Below are 21,433 nucleotides of genomic sequence, written 5' to 3'. Positions count from 1 at the left end.
ATCTTTAATAATATCTTTATTTGCTAAAAGGTTAACCAACTTCTATGAGAGGATTTCTAAAAATTGTTCTTGCCACATTTGTATCGTTGATTTTATTTACCATTATTGGCGTCTTCATTTTAATTGGGATTGCCACTGCTGCGGCTTCTTCCGATAAACCCGTGATTGGATCCAAAGCTGTTTTATTGCTAGATTTATCGGTTTTATACAAGGAACAATTTGTAGAAGATCCCTTCTCGGCTATTATAAATGAAGGAGAAGAAGAACCGCCATCTTTATTTCAGGTTATACAAATGCTGAAGCATGCCCAGAAAGATTCTGCTGTTAAGGGAATGTATATTCTTTGTGCCAATAATGCCAATGGTTTTGCCGCCAGCGAAGAATTGCGAAAGGCAGTTGTTGAATTTAAAAACAGCGGCAAATTTGTAATTGCACATGGCGAAGTCATTTCTCAGAAAGGATATTATGTTGCCAGTGCGGCCAATGAAATTTATTGTAATCCGCAAGGTGGTTTGGAATGGAACGGTCTTTCGTCTAATCTGTTCTTTTTAAAAGGTATGCTGGACAAGCTGGATATTCAACCTCAGATTTTTTATGCCGGTAAATTCAAGAGTGCCACCGAACCGCTTCGCGAAACCCAGATGACAGAAGCGAATAAGTTACAGACCAGTGTATGGTTGGGCGAATTGTACAACCAAATGCTGCAGGCCACTTCTATGTCTCGTGGAAAGGATACCGCTTTTCTTAGAGAACTGGCGGTAAAGGGCATGATTCAGACCCCTGCCGATGCCAAGAAATATGGATTGATAGACGACCTTAAATACGACGATGAAATTAAAGCCACCATCAGCAAAAAATTAAAACAGGAGTTAAAGAGCAAAATCAATTTTGTAAGCCTTTCTGATTATGCACAGGCTACCGATTTTGAACCTTCCGGTTCGGGTAAAGTTGCCCTGGTGTATGCCAATGGAGATATTGTTTCCGGTCAGGGCGACAATGAATCTATCGGGAGTGATAATTATAAAAATATTCTAAGAAAAATTCGTTTTGACAAATCCATCAAGGCCCTGGTATTCCGAATTAATTCCGGTGGGGGCAGTGCTTTGGCCAGTGAAGTTATCTGGAGAGAAATATCCTTAATAAGAAAAGAAAAGCCGGTGGTTGTGAGTATGGGTGATGTGGCTGCATCCGGAGGATATTATATTGCCTGCAATGCAGATAGTGTTTTCGCCAATGCCAATACCATCACGGGTTCTATTGGCGTATTCAGTGTGGTGCCGAACATGCAGGCTTTCTTTAAGAATAAGCTGGGTATTACGTTTGACGGTGTAAAGACAGCTCCTTATGCTGATATGGGAGATATCAGTAAGCCCCTGAATGAAAATGAAAAAAGATTTTTGCAGGCTTCTGTAGATAGCATTTATGCTACCTTCCTAAACAGGGTTGCCAATGGAAGAAAGCGCCCGGTTCCAACGATTGACAGTATTGCGCAAGGTAGGGTATGGACGGGTACCACAGCGCTGAAAATCGGGTTGACCGATCGAATAGGCGGGTTACAGGATGCCATTGATTGTGCTGCCCGTATGGCAGACATTAAAAAGAACGATGTGAAACTGAAAGAGTATCCCGAAAAGAAATCGCTGATTGAGCAAATTATGGGGGGCTATAAAAAATCTGTTTCCCAATCCCTGATCAGCGACCAGATTGATCCATCTTTAATGCAGGTAACTCGCGAATTAAAACAAGTGAAGCAGATGGTAGGTGTGCCACAGACCAGATTGCCCTTTCTTGTGAATATACAATAGCTTTGCTGCTAAATAATCGGGATGAAGCAGGAGTATAGTCAACTCAGGGCCATGATGGCCATTACCAAAGGAAGTTTGAGAGCGATTTTCAGAAGCCCTTCTTCCGTGGTTTTCAGCATTGCCTTTCCATTGATTTTTATTCTGGTGTTTGGTTTTATTGGCAGCGGCGGCAAAATCAATGTAAATATTGCTTTTGATGCAAAATCTGATTCGCTTAATCCGGTGTATCATGGGCTTAGAAATATTCCCGGAATTAAAGTGTCTCCTAAAACGGGCCTTGCATTACAGGAAGATTTAGAAAAGGGAAGGATAACAGCCCTGCTGAATATAAAAGCTGCTGCTGATTCCACACAGCCCCCTTATACCATTCAATTAACCAGTTCAGAAGCAGCCAATCCACAAAATGTGCAGGTGCTGCAATCCATACTCAATGCAGTGATCAGTGGTATTAATCAACGTCAGTTTCCTGCGGCTCCCACTATTGCATCTATTAGTAAGGAAGTAAAAAAGATTCCGGGCAGGGTATACAGAACCATCGATTTTATTTTACCAGGTCAGCTGGGTTTCTCTTTGTTGAGTGCAGGTGTTTTCGGGGTTGCTTTTTTGTTTTTTAATTTAAGACAACAGCTGGTGTTGAAACGGTTTTTTGCAACGCCCATTCAGCGTCCTTATATAGTTTTAGGAGAAGCATTAAGTCGTGTTATCTTTCAATTGATTACTGCAGTCATTATTATTTTGATTGGCCATTTTGTTTTTAATTTTACACTGGTTAATGGTTGGGTAACATTTGCTCAAATCATGGTATTGAGTTTTATTGCCCTGCTTTTATTTATGGGATTTGGATTTATTGTGAGTAGTGTGGCTAAAACAGAAAGTACCATTCCTCCTTTTGCCAACCTGATTACATTGCCACAGTTTTTACTGGCAGGTACTTTTTTTCCATCGATAATTTCCCTTCCTGGTTGCAACCCATTTCACGGGTATTGCCGCTGACGCATTTTAACAATGCCATGCGCAATATTGCATTTGAGGGGGCTGGCTTATCGGACTGTTTGTTTGAACTGGGAGTGCTGGGTATCTGGATGGTAGTGGTGTATGGCCTTGCTTTTAAAACCTTTAAATGGGAGTAAAATGAAATTGATAAAACTGGGCTTGATTAGTTTTTTAGTGCTGGGTACCATTGTTACTTCTATTGGATTATTGTTTCCCTCTACCGTTCTGGTGTCAAGAGCAGTGGATGTAAATGCCAGTGTTGTAAAAGTAAAGCCAATCGTGGCAGATATGCATCAATGGCCTTTGTGGATAGAGGGAATGAAAGATAGTTCTGTAAAAATAGTATCTGCTACCAGTGCGCAATTTGGTAACACTTCTGTAACCATCACTGCCGTAACCGATTCTACCATGGAAGCCAAATGGAAAGGAGGGGATGGTGTAGAACAGGTAAGTACGATGCGCATGATTGGAAAGCCGGAAGCCAATACAGCGATTGTTCAGTGGCAGTTTGTGCAGCAGATTGGCTGGTATCCCTGGGAACGTTTTGGTTCGATGATGAACGATAAAATCATGGGCACACAGATGGAAAAACATTTGCAGCAGCTGAAGCAAGTTGCGGAGCAGCAATAACTATAAAATGGAAAGCCCCGTTCGATTGCTCGATACGGGGCTTTTTACCAACTGCTTGGGGGAGAGACTCTTTATTATCCAGCCGGATCGGTTGGTGTATTAGGGTTGTTGTCGCGCTCTCTGCTTGGGTAAGGGAAGAATGTTCTCTTACGTTCTGCTGCAGGACGACCCAGTCTTCTGTTGTCTTCTAAACGCATACCGCTCATGCACAATTCAATGCAACGCTGACGATAAATTTCGTCTAACAAGGCAGGTGCAGAAACAGTACCGGAGTAAGCTGCCAATCCACCACCTACACCAAATGCATCAGCTGCAGGTAATTGTGTTCTTACTGCATTGATTTCTGCAACAGCGGCAGTTAAATCCGGTGCAGCCTGTCTTACATAACATTCAGCTTTAATTAAACGCATTTCATCAGGCAAGTACAAAGGCACAGACTGAGTAGCAGCACTGAAGAATCCTTTGATTCTGTAACGTGGCTGAATGGTTGGATTGATAGCGGTATAGAATGCAATACGCTGATCATTTAAATCTGGTGCCAATGCTGTAGGCAATCCAAGGGTAGAATCCAGGATCTGGAATACGTTATTGGTTGCAGTGGCAGTGGTGAAGATAGGATTGGTAACAATCGCATCAAAACCTAGCACAGCTCCATTGTAACTTAAATCTACCGCATTGGCTGCAGTGATAGCGCCAGCGAAATCTCCGGCAAATAAACTGTAACGGGCAATCAATGCACTGATGGTATTGTTGAAATACGCAGTAGTGATATTGGTTGGCACATTCGCAAAGAAAGCAGCATTCGGTGCATTGGCTCCAAGAGCAGTTTGTGCTGCACGTAAGGTAGTTACTGCTCTTCTGAAACCATCTACTCTGCTTTGGAAAGCAGCAGGAGTGGTTTGTGTACCCGGTGCTGCAGGGATTTGTTCAAAGAACATAGCCAGGTTGCCAATGGCCATTGCTTTGTAAATACTTGCATAAGCAATTAATCCGGAAGCGTAGTTCTTATCTCCAAGCTTATTGGCACCTTCCAGTACTTTATCTGCATCATAAATGATCTTGTTGTTCCAAGTCCACATATTGCCTACAATACCATTTAGGTTATCTACAACAGCACCGCCTGTAAATAACTGGAGTTCGTCGGTATTCCCGGCATTCATTAATCTGAATTCATTGGTTAAAGCACCTGCAGCAGTAACGCCATTGTATAATGGGCTTAAACGACCATTGCTGTAAACGTTTTGTAATCCTACGGCTACACCAGCTAAACCTCTGGGAGTAGAAAATGCATCTATATCAGATATGGCTCCTGGGTTGGTAAAATCCTGCTTACATGCAACCAGACTTACCCCAGATAAAATGATGAATAATATTTTTTTCATAATAACTTTTTTGTTGGGTTAGAAATTAGCTACTACGCCAAATTGGAAGGTTTTTGGAATAGGTACGTTTCCAAAGTCTACACCTCTGAACAAACTGTTCTGACCGGTAGCGTTGGTTTCGGGATCGTATCCTCTGTAGTTGTCCCAAGAGATTAGGTTTCTACCAGTGAATGTTACGGTTAAATTGTTGAAGAGATTGTTTACTTTTCCAAAAGAGTACCCTACAGAGATTTCACGTAATTTGGTGAAAGATCCATCATCTACTCTCCACTCTTCAATACCGTAAATACCGCTGATATATCCTCTTGGTATTTCACCCTTGTGTTCTCTTTGTGCAAATTCGCTACCATTACCTACCCCTTGTCTTGTTCTGAAGTCTGCGTTAAATACTTCCGCACCAGCAACTCGGTCTAATTGGAAACCGAAGGTCCACTTTTTATATGTGAAGCTGTTGATTAAAGTAGCGGTATAAGTTGGGTTAGGGGATCCTAATACAGAACGTAGGATGGTAGAGTTAGGTCCGGTAGTAAAAGGTAATCCAGTTGCAGGATCTAATGTGGGGGTACCAAATGGCTGTCCATTTGCAATAGGACCTCTTGCTGTTACAGGAATACCTGCTGCATTCTTTACTTCTGTACCATTTGCATTTCTAGCAAAAAAGGTTGAATAGAATACAGGCGCATCGTATCCGGGAATCAAAGCAAATACGGCTCCAGTTGGGGCTGCAAATGAAATGAAAGGAACGCCTAAGTTTTCAATTCTGTTTTTGTTTTTGTTAAAGTTACCGGTGATCTCCCAGCTGAAGTCTTTGTTTTTTATAGGAACTGCAGTTACCATGATTTCAAATCCTTTGTTGCTTAAAGAACCAACATTTTTAGTGGCAGTAGGGAATCCAGAACTTGGTGCATTGGTAATATTCGGCACTAATAAATCCGTTACTTTCTTGTTGTAATAGTTGAATGTGAACTGTAATCTATTGCCGAATAAAGCGATATCTGTACCAATTTCTAATTCTTTCTGACGCTCAGGTTTTAAGTTAGAGCTGATGGTTGCTGAAGGAGAAGTTAAGCTGGTTCTTCCTAAGAAAGGAGAGATATTATATATATTGAAACGATCGTATGCGCCAATACCAGTAAGGTTTCCACTCTCACCATAAGCAGCACGGATTTTAAATACATCTACTGAATTGGCTAAAGAAGATTTCTTAAAGAAATCGGTTTCAGAAATAAGGTAGTTACCACTTACTTTAGGATAGAAGAAGTTACGGTTGCTCTTATCAAATACAGAAGAACCGTCTACACGTCCTGCAACCGTTACGAACAACTGATTGTTGAACTTAAAGTTTTGTTGTAGGAAGAAACCGCGGATGGTTCTTTCGCTTCTGCCATCAGAGTTGGGTAATAAAGTGCTACCACCTGTTGCAGTAGAAATACCTGGCAATAAACCACGGCTCTGTGCTAAAATATATTGCGCTTTTTCATACTGCTCAGAATAACCAAACTGAGTTACAGAAGCCAGTTTGCTGGTGATTTGAGTTGTGTATGTAAAGTTTAGATCGTGATTGAAGAAAGTAGAATTAAAGCTGGCCGCACTGGCATACCCATTTTGTGTTGGATCTAAAGCAGCACCACCACCATAGAATGCTGGGCTTGCATTGTAAGGGAACGGTGGAATATAGGTTGTACCGTTTTGTGCAATATTATCCAAACCTGCTGTGTAATCAATCACCAAGCCTTTAACTGGGAATAACTTAAAACCAACATTGGAAACGGTTCTATTCGTTACGTTTCTTTGTTTGATATCGTTGATGATGGTTAATGGATTCACACGTCCTCTTTCGCCCACAGCTTGCAAATTTCCATTCGCATCTCTTGCGCCAATATTGTGAAAGTTACCCAAAATGGTCATAGAGTTAATAGGAGAGAAGAAGCTGTTTCCATCTGGTTTTTCATTGGTAGCATTGTTGGTATAGTTGATGCCTGCATTCCAGCTGAACCAGTTGTTTACCTTGTTATCTAAATTTAATCTAAAACCAAAACGAGTATTATCGGTTCCTCTGATAATACCCTGATTGGTGTTATAGTTTAAAGAAGCGAAATAACGCATTTTGTCTTGACCACCAGTAATGGATACGTTGTTATCTGTACCATATCCAGTTCTGAAAATATCATCCTGGTAATCGTAACGGGTAACTGGTGTAGTATTCGTTAATGCAGTCAATAAAATGTCTTGTGTAACAGCACCTGGTCCATCTGTTGGTCCACCAAATTTGGTTGGTGCATTGTTGAATACTAAACGTTTTCTTAATGAGTTAGTATTTACTTTAGAACTGAAAGTGATTTTAGGAGCGCCTGTAGATCCACGCTTAGTGAAGATTTGAATAACCCCAGCATTTGCACGGCTACCATATATTGCAGCAGCTGCAGCACCATTCAATACTTCAATTCTTTCGATATCGTTTGGATTGATATCTACCATACGGTTCTGTCCTACGCTTCCATAAGCATCATAATCACTTTGCGCGTTGGTTACTCTTGCATTTGAATTGTTCAGAATAACTCCGTCAATAATGTATAAAGGATCTGAAGAACCAGAGATAGAGCTTACACCACGTAGTTTCACACTCATACCACCTGCAGGGTCACCTGAGTTCTGCGTAATCTGCGCACCGGGTACTTTACCTTGTAAAGAAGCGATGGCATTGGGAGAACCCGCATTGCTTACCTGGCTTCCTTTTACAGTACCAATGAAATTACCCAATTGCTTTTTAGTAGTACCCTGTGAAGTACCGGTTACCACTACTTCATCCAAACCGGTTGCATCTTCTTTCAAGCTTGCGTCGAAACTAAAGCTGCCTGTAGTACTGGTTATGGTGATAGATTTTTCTGCCGACTTAAATCCTACAGAAGAAATGACAACATCGTATTTCCCTGCTTTTAGGTTGGCAATTAACTGATACATACCATCTGTTCCAGTAGCAGTACCTGCTCCTGAATTTTTGATGGTGACAGAAGCGCCTGGAACAGGCAGCCCTTTGCTGTCGGTAACTTTTCCTTTAATGGTTGTTTGAGCTTGCAAGCTGATTGTCAGTGCCAAACCGAAGAGAAGGAAGCACATCTTCGATAGAACACCGATCTTGCCATTGTTGACATTCATATGCATATCGTTTTGGAGTTTTCAAAAACAAGATAAATATATAATATGTGCGGGAATTTCTTGGTTTTGTTGATAATTTTTCCCTTAAATGGGGACAATTTGGTCAAAGTTTTTTTAAAACGTGCAGAAATCCGCAAATTTTCTTCGGGTTTACGATTGTAGCCAACGAAGATTTTTTCGGATGCCGCTGTACTTGGCTCTTTTTAGCGGAGACTCTTTAAACAGTTGCTTAAATACTTCTTCGGACATTTCTTCCCACTCCTGTGTGGTTAAATTCAGAATAGCAGGGATGGGCTCAAATGCAGGCTCCGAATTCGGTTTACTGAAACGATTCCAGGGACAAACTTCCTGACAGATATCACAGCCAAATAACCAGTTATTGGTGTTCACCGCTGTATGCTGACTCAACGCTTCTTTTAATTCAATGGTATAGTAGCTGATACACTGGCTTCCGTTGATTTCCTTATTGGGTAATATGGCATCAGTAGGGCAGGCTTCAATGCATTGGGTACAGGTTCCGCAAAAATCTTTTACATAGGGATCATCGTATTGCAACGGTACGTCCACAATTAAAGTGGCTATAAAAAAGTACGATCCGTTCTGCTTGCTAATCAAATTCCCGTTTTTCCCTACCCATCCCAATCCGGATTTTACTGCCCAGGCTCTCTCTAAAACGGGTGCAGAATCTACAAAGCCTCTTCCGTTTACAGCTCCTATTTCCTGATTCATTTCTACCAGCAATTCTTTTAGCTGTTCCCTGATTACTTCATGGTAATCTTTGCCCCAGGCATATCTGGCAATTTTTGGACTATTGCTTTTCTGCTTTGCTTCGGGAAAATAATTCTTCATTAGTGTGATGACCGATCGGGCACCTGGCACCAGTAGGGTTGGATCAATTCTTTTATCAAAATGATTCTCCATGTACTGCATGCTGCCCTGATGGTTTTTGTTCAACCATTGTTCCAGCCTTTTTGCATCTTCATTTAATTTCTCTGCTTTGGCAATACCGCAATAACTAAATCCCAGCCTGGCAGCTGTAGATTTGATGAACCGGGTATATGCTTCTAAGGGCAACATATTTACTGGCAATTCGATGCGATTTGTTCATCAATCTTTTTCTTCAGATTCAGGTAAACATCCCTTCGGTCTTCGTTCATGAATTCTTTGGCAAAAAATACTACTGCATAATTTCTGCAAAGGTCAATCATAGGCCAGGTGCCGAATAATCCGGGAGAAGCCAGTACAGAAGGGTTGCCATTGCTATCGGTTTGCAAGACCCAGGAACCCGCTGCATAATTATAACCCTCCGCAACTTTGGGGGCATATTTAATCATAGAAGAAGTGGTATGCGCCTGCAATAAAAATTGCACGGATGCTTCTGATAAAATTCTTTTGCCATTGAACATGCCTTTGTTGAGCAACATGGAACAGAAGTTGATATAATCATTGGCCGTTGATTGAGCACCCCCCGATGGGTTGATGGCGTTTAAGCTGGAAAAATTGGTTCCACGCATTTGTAGTGGACGTAAAATTTTTTCCTGCATCAATTGTTCAAAGCCCCTTCTTAAGGCAATTTCAATATAGCGGCCCGCCAGGTTCAATCCCACATTGCTGTATCGGAATTCCAGTCCCGGATTGGCTACGATTTCTCTTTTGGTAACAAATTCTGTTATTTCCTCTTCAAGGCTATTGTACCGGTTTCTTCTGATAATATCACTTAGCTTGATAGGATCAGATTCTATGCCCGTTAAATGGCTAAGGCAATGCCTGATGGTGATAAAGCCCTTGCTGTATTTATTCATGTCGGGAATATGCTTACTGAGTTTATCTTCTAACGAAATTTTACCATCGTCAACCAGGGCCATGATTAAAGCGGCAGTTAACCATTTGCTGGCACTGGCAATAGGAGCCTGTGTTTTGGGATTGAATTCTCCGGCCGATTTACTAAAGACAATTTTCCCGTCTTTATAAACAAGTATGCTGTATTCCTTGCCCAGTTCTTTTTTAGATTGCTCAATGGTTTTTTCCAGTTCCTGAAAATTGTATTGTGCTTGTACTGGCTGTAATAATAACAGAAAAATCACTCCCAGACTGACTATAGCGCAGTATATTCCATTTTTTTGCGACATATTTTCCGAATTATTGAGTTGGATTATCGTTTGATGAAAGGAATAAAGTTACATCAATCCACTTTACTATGAATTTGAACAATTATACCATTAAAGCCCAGGAAGCTATACAGGCGGCACAACAGATTGCCTATAGCAATGGCAACCCCTCCATTGAAACGGATCACTTACTGAAAGCATTGTTAAACGACAAGGATTCCGCTATTGAATTTTTGTTGAAAAAGAACAATGTAAATCCTGCTTTTCTGGAGACCAAACTAACCGAACAACTGAATAAGTTGCCCAAGGTGCAGGGAGGAGAACCTGCTCAGAGTGCGGGTCGTGATTTCAGTAATGCTTTATTAAAAGCAACAACGGTAATGAGTTCCTTTAAAGATGAATTCGTAACCCCGGAACATCTCTTGCTTGCCTTGGTGCAAATGAGTGATGCTACCGGAACTTTATTAAAAACGGCGGGTTTAACTGAGAAAGGATTAATCACCGCAATTAAAGATTTACGTAAGGGCGATACCATTCGTTCACAGGCACAGGAAACTCAGCTGAATATGCTGAATAAATATGCTAAGAATCTTAACGATATGGCCAGACAGGGCAAACTGGATCCTGTGATTGGTCGTGATGAAGAAATTAGAAGAACCCTGCATATTCTTACCCGTCGTTCTAAAAACAATCCCATTTTAGTGGGTGAACCCGGAGTAGGTAAAACAGCTATTGTTGAAGGACTGGCTATGCGGATTGTGAACGGGGATGTTCCTGAAAATCTGAAAAGTAAAATCGTTTACGGATTGGATATGGGCCAATTGATTGCCGGTGCCAAATACAAAGGTGAATTTGAAGAAAGATTGAAAGGCGTTGTGAAGGAAGTAACATCCAGTGACGGAGAAATCATTTTATTCATCGACGAAATTCATACCCTGGTAGGTGCCGGTGGTGGTGAAGGTGCCATGGATGCTGCAAATATTTTAAAACCTGCATTGGCGCGTGGTGAACTCAGAGCCATTGGTGCTACTACCTTAAACGAATACCAGAAGTATTTTGAAAAGGACAAGGCCCTGGAAAGAAGATTCCAGAAAGTAATGATAGATGAACCTACGGTGGAAGATGCTATTTCTATTTTACGTGGGCTGAAGGATCGTTACGAAACGCATCACCATGTGCGCATTAAAGACGAAGCCATTATTGCGGCAGTAGAATTATCCAATCGTTATGTTACCGATCGTTTCTTGCCCGATAAAGCCATTGACTTAATTGATGAGAGCGCAGCCAAGCTAAGACTGGAAATGAATTCCATGCCCGAAGAACTGGACAAGTTGGAGCGTCAGATTCGTCAGCTGGAAATTGAACGCGAAGCCATCAAAAGGGAAGACGATGAAGACAAATTGAAGGAGCTCAATATTGATATCAGTAACCTGGCTGTGGAGCGCGATACACTGAAAGCCAAGTGGACACAGGAGAAGGAACTGGTAGAAAAAGTACAATCTGCCAAAGCCAGGATTGAACAACTGAAGCAGGAAGCGGAACAGGCAGAACGCAATGGAGAATATGGTAAGGTAGCAGAAATCAGATACGGAAAAGTAAAAGAACAGGAAACCATTATTGCTTCTGTTACAGAACAATTGATGCAGACTTCTGAAAAAAGATTGCTGAAAGAAGAAGTAGATGCAGAAGATATTGCTGAAAGTATTGCCAAAGCCACGGGTATACCAGTTGCTAAAATGTTACAAGGTGAAAGAGAAAAATTATTGCGCCTGGAAGAAGAATTGCACAGCAGGGTAGTGGGACAGGAGGAAGCCATTGCCGCAGTTTCTGATGCCATCAGAAGAAGCAGGGCAGGCTTACAGGATCCTAAAAAACCCATTGGTTCCTTTATTTTCTTAGGTACTACAGGGGTTGGTAAAACTGAGTTGGCTAAAGCATTGGCGGAATACCTGTTCGATGATGAAAGTATGATGACCCGTATTGATATGAGTGAGTATCAGGAAAAGCATACGGTCTCCCGTTTGATTGGTGCACCTCCCGGATATGTGGGTTACGACGAAGGAGGTCAGCTAACCGAAGCAGTTCGGAGAAAACCTTATAGTGTGATTTTGCTGGATGAAATTGAAAAAGCGCATCCGGATGTATGGAACGTAATGTTACAGGTACTAGATGATGGAAGACTAACTGATAATAAGGGCAGAATGGTGAATTTTAAAAATACCATCATCATTATGACCAGTAATATTGGTAGTCATTTAATTCAGGAAGCTTTTGAAGGGGTAGAAGAAAATGGTTTGGAAGAAGCAGCTGAAAAAGCAAAGACAGAAGTAATGCAGTTGCTAAAACAAACAGTTAGGCCTGAGTTTCTGAACAGGGTAGATGAAATTATTATGTTCAGTCCTTTGAACAAGAAACAGCTAAAAGGGATCATCAGTATTCAGCTGGAATCGCTGAAAAAACTGGTGGCAGAAAACGACATTCAGTTACGATTCAGTGATTACCTGATTGATTACCTGATGGACAACGGATTTGATGCCCAACTGGGGGCAAGACCTTTGAAGCGCCTGATTCAGAAATTGATTGTGAATGCCTTGAGTAAGAAAATCCTTTCCGGAGACATTGATAAAAATCAGCCTGTTCTGGTTGATGTGTTCGACGGAGTAGTGGTATTCAGAAACGAATAAACCTTTTCCAGTTAAAGGAGTTTCAAGTTGAATAGTGTATATTAGAGAAAGCTTTGTATGAAAACGGCACTGACTTCTCTTTTTACGCTATTCAACTTTTTTTTGTTTGGGCAGAATATGTATATGGCCAAACCAGTTACCCATTTTGTAGAAGTGTATGATGAAAAGGGGATGACCATCAGTGCCAATGTTGGCGGAATAAAAGGCAGTCCTTTATGGAGAGAGGAATGGTGCAATGCGAATGTGGAAATGTTCAACGGGAAAAAATTCACGAATCTGCCCCTGATCATTAACCTGGTAAATGGTAATATTCATTTTAAACAAGAAGATGCTGAATTTCAATTTATAGATGCTATTCAGAAAATGACTTTGTTCTTTCAGGAAGAGGGGGTAGCAGATTCTATTACTATTATTAGATTGAGTCCGAATAATCCGCTTTTATACGAAGTTAAAAGAACGAGTGCCAAATACCAGCTTCTGAAAATGATAAACAAGAAAGCAGTTGATACTTATGATTACGGAAAGTCATCGGGTGGAAAAAAGTTTGAACTCTTTTCAGAAAGTTTTTTGCTGCGTCTTACATCCAATGAATTGGTTCCCATAAAAGGCAAATCAGTTGCTGAATTATTTACATCCGATGCGGAAGCAGCGATTCAAATTTTACCTGCTGCCAAAAAACGCAAACAGCTTAGCGTACAAGATATCAGTACTATTATAGCTGGCCTCTAAGAAAAATCTTTTTTGTTAAAATTTATTTAACAGGCAACATTCTAAAAACACCTGGCATCTCTTTTTCATGGATATAACGCTACACTAAAAACCTGAACCATGAAAAAAACAAACCCCCTTTTCTGGATGGCTGCATTTGCCATCGTTTTAGTAGTGTCATTGTCTGCCTGCAACAAAGCAGCTTCCATTGAAAACCCTGTTGGCTCTCAATCGGTGTCATTGTATTTAACGGATGCCCCGGGCGTTTTTGACAATGTGTTAATTGACATTAAATCTGTCTGGTTATTGGTAGATACCAGTAAAGACACGCGTAAAAAAGATACCTGTGACTGGGATAGAATAGGTCGTTCCAGAAATGAAAAAAAGGATTCCTCGCTGGTTTGGCAGAACCTGGGTGTGAATCCCGGCGTGTATGATATTTTAAAACTGCGAAATGGCGTAGATACTTTGCTGGCAACGGCAACTGTGCCAAAGGGCGCTATTCGTTTAATTAAAATTGAACTGGGTGCAACACATACTTTAATTAAAGACAGTGTTACGTATCCTTTGAACATTCCGCTGAACGAAAAAAATTATATCCTGGTTAAATTGAAAGGACATGAGTGGGAGGAATTTCTTCCCAGTCGTTCCAGACTTTGGTTAGACTTTGATGTAAGCAGATCCATTATTGAAAAGAACGGTCAGTTTTATCTAAAGCCGGTCATTAAATTCTTCACCGTAAAAGCTACTGCCAGTGTATCCGGTAAAGTAACACCGAAGGAAGCGCAGGCTGTCATTACGGTATTTAACAGCAAAGACACTGCTTATGCTTTGCCTAATCATGACGGGCATTTTAAAGTAAGAGGATTATCGGATGGAACCTACAGTGTTTTTGTAAATGCATCCAATGGCTACAGTGATACTACTATTACCAATGTGGTGGTATCTAAAACCAAAGAAGCGCAATTAGGACTGATTACTTTGAAAAAATAAATAGGTTTATCATAAGGGTGATTCGTATGGGATGTGGTGGTTGATATCCCAACAAAAGTCCCGGCAAGTTTCTTGTCGGGATTTTGTATTTTACGGGATGCAAAACCAATTTTTACTCTACGGAGCCAATGGATATACCGGTAGATTAATTGCCAGGATGGCAAAAGAGTATGGCTTAACGCCTGTGCTGGCGGGCAGAAATGAATCTGCGCTGCAGTTGATGGGTTCGGAACTCGGACTTAGTTATCAGGTGATTGATCTTGCTGATAAGGAAAAATTGGTTGGGGCACTTCGTTCCTTTCCGCTGGTATTGCATGCTGCAGGCCCCTTTATACATACGGCTAAACCCATGGTGGAAGCTTGCCTGGAAACAGGAACCCATTATATAGATATTACTGGAGAGATTACTGTTTTTGAAATGCTCAAAAGAATGGATGGTCTTGCTCGTGCGAAAAATATCATGATTATGCCCGGTGTTGGCTTTGATGTGGTTCCAACCGATTGCATGGCTTTGTTTTTAAAAAACCAAATGCCCGATGCTGTGAATTTGAAACTGGCATTTGCAAGCATTGGTGGAAAATTATCACATGGTACTGCCGCCACCATGGCAGAAGGTATGGGGGAGGGAAGTGCGGTTCGACTGAACGGAAAAATTACCCGGGTTCCTTTAGGGCATAAGGGCATGTGGGTAGACTTTGGTTTGAAGAAATTATTTGTGATGACCATTCCCTGGGGAGATATTTCTACTGCGTATACCACTACTGGTATTCCCAATATTGAAACCTATACCGGAGCTTCTCCAAAAACATTCCAAATGCTTAAATGGCAAAGAGGATTTAACTGGATTCTGAAATTGTCGCTGGTGAGAAATTATTATAAAAAGAAAATTAAAAAAATGCCTGCGGGGCCCAGCGATGAGATGCGCTCGAAAGCAAAATCCATGGTATGGGGACAAGTAACAAATGCCAGCGGGCAGCAGATTGCTGCTATTCAGGAAGGACCGGAAGGCTATACATTAACTGCTATCAGCAGCTTATTGATTGCCCAAAAAATACTTTCAGGAAATTTTAAGCCGGGCTATCAAACGCCTGCAGCCTGCTTTGGCGAGGACCTGGTAATGGAAATTCCCGGTGTGAAGAGAAGACTGGTAGCATCTTAAGGATTTTTATTTCATATTTGCTCTCTATGGCCTCTAATAAAAAAGCAGCAGTTGGTTTTATTTTTATCACGATTTTGATTGATGTTATTGGTCTCGGGCTGATTATTCCTGTAGTGCCCAGGCTGATTGAAGAACTATTGCAGAATTCGAGTACCAGCCTGGCGGCTCAGTATGGTGGCTGGCTTACTTTTTCCTATGCCATCATGCAGTTTACTGTTTCTCCAATTCTAGGAAACCTGAGCGATCAGTATGGTAGAAGACCCGTCTTGCTTTTTTCCTTGTTTGGATTTGGCCTGGATTATTTATTTGTGGCTTTTGCACCTTCTATTGCCTGGCTTTTTGTGGGTAGAATTATTGCAGGAATTACCGGAGCCAGCATAACCACTGCTTCCGCTTATATGGCTGATATAAGTACCCCTGAAAACAGGGCGCAGAATTTTGGAATGATTGGGGCTGCTTTTGGATTGGGCTTTATCATTGGTCCTTTGTTGGGTGGCTTACTGGGTGAGCATGGATCCAGACTTCCTTTCTTTGTTGCGGCAGGGTTGGCATTGGCCAATTGGTTGTATGGTTATTTTGTATTGCCGGAATCCTTACCCAAACACCTGAAAAGAAAATTTGAATGGAAGAGAGCCAATCCCCTGGGCTCTTTGTTGCAATTGAGAAAGTATCCTTCTGTTGCCGGTTTAATTGGATCGCTGATATTGATTTATCTGGCGGCACATAGTGTGCAAAGCAACTGGAGTTTTGTGAATATTGAAAAGTTTAAATGGACACCTAAGCTGATTGGAATTTCGCTGGGCATAGTTGGATTTTTGATTGCGCTTGTACAGGGTTTGTTGATTCGGGTTATCAATCCCCGGATTGGGAATGAGAAAAGTGTGTATGTTGGATTGAGTTTGTATACCCTCGGGCTATTGCTGTTTACTTTTGCTACACAAACCTGGATGATGTTTGCTTTTCTGGTACCGTATTGTTTGGGAGGGATTGCAGGACCTGCTTTACAGTCTATTATTTCGGGCAATGTGCCGCCGAATGAACAGGGAGAATTGCAGGGTGCCCTTACCAGCCTGATGAGTCTTACTTCTGTTTTGGGCCCGGTTATGATGACGGGCACTTTCGCTTATTTTACCGGGCCAACTGCTCCGTTTTATTTTCCCGGCGCATCTTTTTTATTGGGCGCAGTATTGATGTTGTTCAGCCTGATCTGGGCATACAACGCATTGCATCTGAAAAAGGTGAAAAAATAGTAAGGCCCTGCCGAAGGCAGGGCCGGCATATCCCCCGATATGCGTCATGAACTGTTCTTATAGTTTTTTAAGACTGTTTAAAATGGCGGCCAGTGATTTTTTTTCCGGCTTAATTGAAACATAGATTTTGTTGTTCAGATAGGAATATCCTGTTTCGCTATAGTAGAACTGATTGCCAATTAAAGAGAGTGTTATGATGTGAATCTTCTTTTGTTGTGGAATCATTTCCGATTTGAATGACCGGGAACTCATCTCTGGCAACAATTGAATCACTGTATTATAGTCGTCAGCAGTTGCAAAAACAATGGTGTTTTTATTAGTGAAGTTGGGTGGTAGCAAAACATGCAATTTATTGGTATTACCCAGGTTGTTATTGGGGGTGGCAATTGCTATCCAACGTAGCTGGTTAGTACTAATTTCGTAATGTTCTATGTCTCTGCTTCCATTATTGGTTCTGTAAACAGATTGCTGTACATTCAATGGATTCGATTCTTTCCAGAAAAACTGCGGGTCAGCTAATACCTGTGAGGTATAGGTTACAGATTCTTCACCTGAATAAATCTTCATCTGTTGTTTTACCTGTTCGTATTTGTTGCCAGCTCTGATACGGTATTTTTTGCCAGGAGCAATTTTTAATTCTTCTCCATTGGAAGTGGCAATCAGGCAGAATGCCAGATCTGATTCAAGCATATGACCAGGGTTCTCGGATGATTTTACAGTTCTGATAAACTCCCCCTTTTCATCCAATAGTAACAATTTAATTTCAACGGGTCCCTTAATGCTGTCCCCGGTTTTGCTTACGAAAGCATTAGCCGGGAAATACACACTGAATTTTTCAGAAAACGCAATGGTTTTTGCATTGGTTCCCATCATAGTATCATTGTGTTTGTATACGGCTGTTGAATCTAACATGCGTTGTATTCCAGTGCTAGTAAAGCTTCCGGTAGCCCATGTAGTATCGTTCCTTAGGTCATTGTTATACAGAACAAAATTATTTCCATCTGATACTTCCTTGTTACAGGCAGTAAACAAAAAGATACCTGTTAGAGCAGTGAAATAATATTTGAAAAACTTGCGTAACATTATGTTATAGATACTGTATTAATTTTAATTGTTGCCTATCTGCTGTTTAAATTAAATCTTAGACCCATTGCCAGTCCACCAATACTAAACTTTTGATTGAATGGTGCACCTGTTGTAGTCATATTCGATAAATTATATCTGAAATAGGGTTCAAAAAAGATTTGTGTATTGTAGTTGATTCTTTTAGTAACATGAAAACCTGCATATAAGCCTAGACCAATATTCTTTTTATACATCATGCCATTGTCTTTGCCAACGGCAACGGCTGCCAGGCTGCTGTCTAATAAAACCCCTTCGTACCAGCTGGATAAATTAACAATCGCACCGGCGGTGATGCCCCATTTTAAATTGTCGTTGCCAAATTGAACACTTGCGAGAACGGGAATGTCCAGGCTTCTGAATCTGTTTTTTACAGTATTGGTTTTAAACCCAACCTGTGTTAGGGTACTGGTGTCTCTTACAATCAATGTGTCTCCCGGGGCTCTTACAATAGAACGAACCGTTACCACGGTGGTGGTTCTGGTTTCGTTTTCTGTTTTGTAAGTGAATCGCTCATTAATCTGCGAATATTGCAATCCGGTCTTAATGGATAAATAATCATTCAGTGGTTTTACGATTCTAAAACCAGCAGTGAATCCAGGTCTTAACGACTCGCTACTGTCTTTGCTGTTTAATAACTGGGCTGTAGCTGTATTGTTGCTGACGGTTTTAAAAGCCATATCCGGAGAAATGTACACTTCAAGATCCCAGTCAGGATTTCTTCTTTTTCTATCGGTGGGGCAAATGATTACGTTTTTAAAACTGGATGCATGCTGATAGGCATTTACATTGTGGTTGTTTCCCCGCCAGGCAGTTTTATTTTGTCTGATAAATGCATTGCCTGCTTTTTCGGCAAGAGAATAGGCTTCTTCTTCAGGTTGGGACTCGGTTACTTCAAGCGCTACTTCAGACTGTTTATTCAGAAGAGTTCGATCAACAGTAAGCTTGTTTTGACTATTGTTTTTTAAACGCTGATCGTATGGAAAAACAGAACCGCGTTCTTTAAAGGAAGCAGTTTTGTTTTTCTTGTCTAGTTTCCATGATAGTGACGCATTTCTCGCTTTCTCTTCTTTTTTAATTGCAGATGCAGTATTGGGGGCTGTTTCAGCAACTACATCTCCTGTTGCCATTTTTTCAACTGTATTTACTGAGTTATTTTGATCGTCTTGTTTGTTTGGATTTTCTTGTACCAAAGCAGGCTGATTGGTAGATCCTGATTCCTGCACCTGAGCAGGAGCAGCGGACTTATCATTTACAGCTTCAGCGGAAAAACGATAATTGTATAAGTACGCAGCTACGGTTCCAATTAATAAAACCAATACTACGGAAGCAGCTACCCTTAATTCTTGCGGTAACCAAAATATAAACCTTCTTCTTTTTTTCTCTTCTTCACCTTCATCCAGATTGGCAGTGAATGGTTCCTGTGGAATTAATGCCGTTTGTATTTTATCCCAAAGTTGTGAAGGTGCTTCTGCCGTATGATGATATAGTTTATGTTGAACAAATTCGTCAAAAGGATCACTGGGTTCCGACAAATCTTTAGCGGCAATTTTATCCCATAATCCCGCGGGTACAGGAGCGCTGTACGAATGCAGTTTTTGGTGTATGATAGTATCGAACGCTTTGTTGTTCATTTAAACGGCAATCTTTTGTAGTTGCAGAATCTGACTCTGCAACATTTTTCTGGCTTTTACCAGCTGGCTCCTGCTGGTGCCCGCCTGAATATTCAGCATTTCTGCTATTTCATCGTGGCTGTATCCTTCAATCACACTTAGGTTGAATACCATCCTGTATCCCTCCGGGAGCGCACTGATGAGTTTCATTAGGTCTTCCTCCCCCAGAAAATGATAGGCACTGGGATCCACTGAAGGAAGATCTGGTTGATGGTCATCAATTTCCTTAAAGCTCATCTTCTTTCTTTCCAGGTGTCTTATGGCTGTATTTACTACAATTCTTCTGATCCAGCCTTCGAATGAGCCTTCAAATTTAAATTGACCGATGTACTGAAATACTTTTACAAAAGCATCTTGCAGCATGTCTTCCGCCTCCATACTATCCTGGGCATAGCGGAGGCATACCCCCATCATTTTGCCTGCGTATTTTTCAAATAGCATACGCTGGCATGCGGGGTTCTGTTGTATACAGCCTTTTATCAACTCGTGCTCGGTCAAAAGAGGGTGGTTTAGGGTTGACATTTAATAGAGGGCAGTTTTTGGTAAAATGCTGCCTGAAGGAATTAAATAATACAAAATTGTACCAAAAAGCCCCTGTTTGGCAGGGGCTTCTAATTTTTGTGAATATTTTAATGTTTGGGGCTCAATTGAGCAGAAAACTTAAACGCTCAAAAACTGGTCGTGGATATAATCTACCACACTAATCAGACTGCCGGTTTCGCGGTATACTTTCAATTGCCTGTCTGCCCCGGTTCCTCTTTCAAATATTTTGGTGACATGTTCTACTACATGTCTGCTTCCCAATTCATCCACTACATCATCCACGAAATCTAATAATTCGTAAATCAAGGCCTTGGTTTCTACTTCTGTTTCTTTACCAAAATCAATGAGCTTGCCATCAATTCCATATCGGCTGGCTCGCCATTTGTTTTCATTAATCAGGGATCGCTGATACATCATGAAATTCAGATTCTGGTTTCGGAGTTTATAAATTTTAGCACAGATGGCCTGAAACAAAGCAGCAATGGTCATGGTTTCCATGATATTCATGGGCACATCGCAGATTCTGAATTCAACCGTATTAAAAAAGGGATGTACCCTTAAATCCCACCAGATTTTTTTTGCATTGTCAATACAATTGGTCTTGATAAGCAGGTTTACATAATTTTCATAAGCCTCAAAACTTTCAAAGTAATCTGGTATGCCGGTTCTGGGAAATTTGTCGAACACTTTGGTTCGGAAAGATTTGTAGCCGGTATCCCTGGATTCCCAGAAAGGAGAGTTGGTGCTTAATGCATAAACGTGTGGAAGAAAATACCGGGCCGTATTCGCAATATGTATGGCCATTTTTCGGTCTTCCATTCCAACATGCACATGCAGGCCAAAAATTAAATTGCTTCGGGCAGCTTCCTGTAACTCGTTTACAATCTGGTTGTAACGAACATGATCGGTAATGAGCTGGTTTTCCCAATGACTAAATGGATGAGTTCCGGACGCGCCAACCCAGAGACCCAGGTCTCCCGCAATCTGTGCAATATTTCCTCTCAGGGAAGCAACGTCTTTAAAAGCTTCGTCTATGTTTTTGCAGATATCTGTTCCCACTTCTACCACAGCCTGATGCATTTCTGCTTTTACCTTGTCTTTTAAAGTTAACTGACCTACCTGCACAATTTTCTGCTCATGGCTTTTTAATTCGCGTGAGAGGGGATCAATTACCATGTACTCTTCTTCAACGCCGAGTGTGAAGTGGTTGTAATTTATTCTTGACAT

The 21,433-nt window shown here is 41.1% G+C and carries 15 protein-coding genes and 1 pseudogene; 8 read left to right on the top strand and 8 right to left on the bottom strand.

Features of this window, described 5'->3' with window-relative positions:
• The first annotated feature begins 44 nt into the window (after nt 1-44).
• The 3 genes and pseudogenes from sppA to F777_RS0110870 all read left to right on the top strand — a co-directional run bounded on the left by sppA (nt 45) and on the right by F777_RS0110870 (nt 3,428).
• A complete protein-coding gene (gene sppA / locus F777_RS0110880) occupies nt 45-1,805 on the top strand; it encodes a signal peptide peptidase SppA (protein ID WP_026752069.1) in 1,761 nt (586 codons plus the stop codon).
• A 21-nt stretch (nt 1,806-1,826) separates the two neighbouring features.
• Nucleotides 1,827-2,935 (top strand): annotated as a pseudogene (locus F777_RS16515) (ABC transporter permease).
• A 1-nt stretch (nt 2,936) separates the two neighbouring features.
• Nucleotides 2,937-3,428, top strand: a complete 492-nt coding sequence (locus F777_RS0110870; RefSeq protein ID WP_026752068.1) for an SRPBCC family protein — start codon at nt 2,937-2,939, stop codon at nt 3,426-3,428.
• 74 nt (nt 3,429-3,502) lie between these two features.
• Here F777_RS0110870 and F777_RS0110865 read toward each other — a convergent pair whose 3' ends face one another.
• From F777_RS0110865 to F777_RS0110845, 4 genes are all read right to left on the bottom strand, one after another.
• On the bottom strand, nt 3,503-4,810 hold the full coding sequence (locus F777_RS0110865; protein ID WP_026752067.1) for a RagB/SusD family nutrient uptake outer membrane protein: 1,308 nt from the start codon (nt 4,808-4,810) through the stop codon (nt 3,503-3,505).
• 18 nt (nt 4,811-4,828) lie between these two features.
• Nucleotides 4,829-7,966 carry a SusC/RagA family TonB-linked outer membrane protein gene (locus F777_RS0110860; RefSeq protein ID WP_235785935.1) on the bottom strand — a complete coding sequence of 1,046 codons (3,138 nt, stop codon included), beginning with the start codon at nt 7,964-7,966 and terminating at the stop codon, nt 4,829-4,831.
• A gap of 150 nt (nt 7,967-8,116) precedes the next feature.
• Nucleotides 8,117-9,055 (bottom strand): tRNA epoxyqueuosine(34) reductase QueG, encoded by a 939-nt coding sequence (queG, locus tag F777_RS0110850; protein ID WP_235785934.1) that lies wholly within the window; start codon nt 9,053-9,055, stop codon nt 8,117-8,119.
• Nucleotides 9,046-10,095, bottom strand: a complete 1,050-nt coding sequence (locus F777_RS0110845) for a serine hydrolase domain-containing protein (RefSeq protein ID WP_026752064.1) — start codon at nt 10,093-10,095, stop codon at nt 9,046-9,048. The genes queG and F777_RS0110845 overlap by 10 nt, the downstream gene beginning before the upstream one ends.
• 68 nt (nt 10,096-10,163) lie before the next feature.
• Between F777_RS0110845 and clpB the strand changes: the two genes are divergently transcribed.
• The 5 genes from clpB (at nt 10,164) to F777_RS0110820 (ending at nt 16,868) form a co-directional block, all read left to right on the top strand.
• On the top strand, nt 10,164-12,758 hold the full coding sequence (clpB, locus tag F777_RS0110840) for an ATP-dependent chaperone ClpB (RefSeq protein ID WP_026752063.1): 2,595 nt from the start codon (nt 10,164-10,166) through the stop codon (nt 12,756-12,758).
• 57 nt (nt 12,759-12,815) lie between these two features.
• The gene (locus tag F777_RS0110835; protein WP_026752062.1) at nt 12,816-13,487 is read left to right on the top strand and encodes a hypothetical protein; all 672 of its coding nucleotides are present in this window, start codon (nt 12,816-12,818) and stop codon (nt 13,485-13,487) included.
• A 99-nt stretch (nt 13,488-13,586) separates the two neighbouring features.
• Nucleotides 13,587-14,459, top strand: coding sequence for a DUF4382 domain-containing protein (locus F777_RS0110830; protein WP_026752061.1), 873 nt, complete (start codon nt 13,587-13,589; stop codon nt 14,457-14,459).
• 97 nt (nt 14,460-14,556) lie between these two features.
• Nucleotides 14,557-15,618 (top strand): saccharopine dehydrogenase family protein, encoded by a 1,062-nt coding sequence (locus tag F777_RS0110825; RefSeq protein WP_026752060.1) that lies wholly within the window; start codon nt 14,557-14,559, stop codon nt 15,616-15,618.
• Nucleotides 15,619-15,644: 26 nt separating this feature from the next.
• Complete coding sequence (locus tag F777_RS0110820; RefSeq protein ID WP_026752059.1) at nt 15,645-16,868, top strand: TCR/Tet family MFS transporter; 1,224 nt, start codon at nt 15,645-15,647, stop codon at nt 16,866-16,868.
• Between the two features lie 57 nt (nt 16,869-16,925).
• On the opposite strand, the gene F777_RS0110815 is transcribed toward F777_RS0110820, so the two are convergent.
• The 4 genes from F777_RS0110815 to F777_RS0110800 form a co-directional block, all read right to left on the bottom strand.
• A complete protein-coding gene (locus tag F777_RS0110815; RefSeq protein ID WP_026752058.1) occupies nt 16,926-17,951 on the bottom strand; it encodes a hypothetical protein in 1,026 nt (341 codons plus the stop codon).
• Nucleotides 17,952-17,986: 35 nt separating this feature from the next.
• Nucleotides 17,987-19,624 carry an outer membrane beta-barrel protein gene (locus F777_RS0110810; RefSeq protein ID WP_026752057.1) on the bottom strand — a complete coding sequence of 546 codons (1,638 nt, stop codon included), beginning with the start codon at nt 19,622-19,624 and terminating at the stop codon, nt 17,987-17,989.
• Nucleotides 19,625-20,104: an RNA polymerase sigma factor gene (locus tag F777_RS0110805; protein ID WP_201767602.1), complete on the bottom strand. Its 480-nt coding sequence runs from the start codon at nt 20,102-20,104 to the stop codon at nt 19,625-19,627. It abuts the gene before it with no gap.
• A 219-nt stretch (nt 20,105-20,323) separates the two neighbouring features.
• Nucleotides 20,324-21,433: a carboxylate-amine ligase gene (locus F777_RS0110800; protein ID WP_026752055.1), complete on the bottom strand. Its 1,110-nt coding sequence runs from the start codon at nt 21,431-21,433 to the stop codon at nt 20,324-20,326.

This window comes from Sediminibacterium sp. C3 (assembly GCF_000508085.1).
Classification (GTDB): domain Bacteria; phylum Bacteroidota; class Bacteroidia; order Chitinophagales; family Chitinophagaceae; genus Sediminibacterium.
This window is presented reverse-complemented; position numbering and strand designations above follow the sequence as displayed.

What these genes read in the sequence shown, in the direction of transcription:
- sppA (WP_026752069.1), top strand. Translation starts at nt 45, where the DNA reads ATGAGAGGATTTCTAAAAATTGTTCTTGCCACATTTGTATCGTTGATT.
- F777_RS0110870 (WP_026752068.1), top strand. Translation starts at nt 2,937, where the DNA reads ATGAAATTGATAAAACTGGGCTTGATTAGTTTTTTAGTGCTGGGTACC.
- F777_RS0110865 (WP_026752067.1), bottom strand. Translation starts at nt 4,810, where the DNA reads ATGAAAAAAATATTATTCATCATTTTATCTGGGGTAAGTCTGGTTGCA.
- F777_RS0110860 (WP_235785935.1), bottom strand. Translation starts at nt 7,966, where the DNA reads ATGAATGTCAACAATGGCAAGATCGGTGTTCTATCGAAGATGTGCTTC.
- F777_RS0110845 (WP_026752064.1), bottom strand. Translation starts at nt 10,095, where the DNA reads ATGTCGCAAAAAAATGGAATATACTGCGCTATAGTCAGTCTGGGAGTG.
- clpB (WP_026752063.1), top strand. Translation starts at nt 10,164, where the DNA reads ATGAATTTGAACAATTATACCATTAAAGCCCAGGAAGCTATACAGGCG.
- F777_RS0110835 (WP_026752062.1), top strand. Translation starts at nt 12,816, where the DNA reads ATGAAAACGGCACTGACTTCTCTTTTTACGCTATTCAACTTTTTTTTG.
- F777_RS0110830 (WP_026752061.1), top strand. Translation starts at nt 13,587, where the DNA reads ATGAAAAAAACAAACCCCCTTTTCTGGATGGCTGCATTTGCCATCGTT.
- F777_RS0110825 (WP_026752060.1), top strand. Translation starts at nt 14,557, where the DNA reads ATGCAAAACCAATTTTTACTCTACGGAGCCAATGGATATACCGGTAGA.
- F777_RS0110820 (WP_026752059.1), top strand. Translation starts at nt 15,645, where the DNA reads ATGGCCTCTAATAAAAAAGCAGCAGTTGGTTTTATTTTTATCACGATT.
- F777_RS0110815 (WP_026752058.1), bottom strand. Translation starts at nt 17,951, where the DNA reads ATGTTACGCAAGTTTTTCAAATATTATTTCACTGCTCTAACAGGTATC.
- F777_RS0110810 (WP_026752057.1), bottom strand. Translation starts at nt 19,624, where the DNA reads ATGAACAACAAAGCGTTCGATACTATCATACACCAAAAACTGCATTCG.
- F777_RS0110805 (WP_201767602.1), bottom strand. Translation starts at nt 20,104, where the DNA reads ATGCTATTTGAAAAATACGCAGGCAAAATGATGGGGGTATGCCTCCGC.
- F777_RS0110800 (WP_026752055.1), bottom strand. Translation starts at nt 21,433, where the DNA reads ATGTCAAGAATAAATTACAACCACTTCACACTCGGCGTTGAAGAAGAG.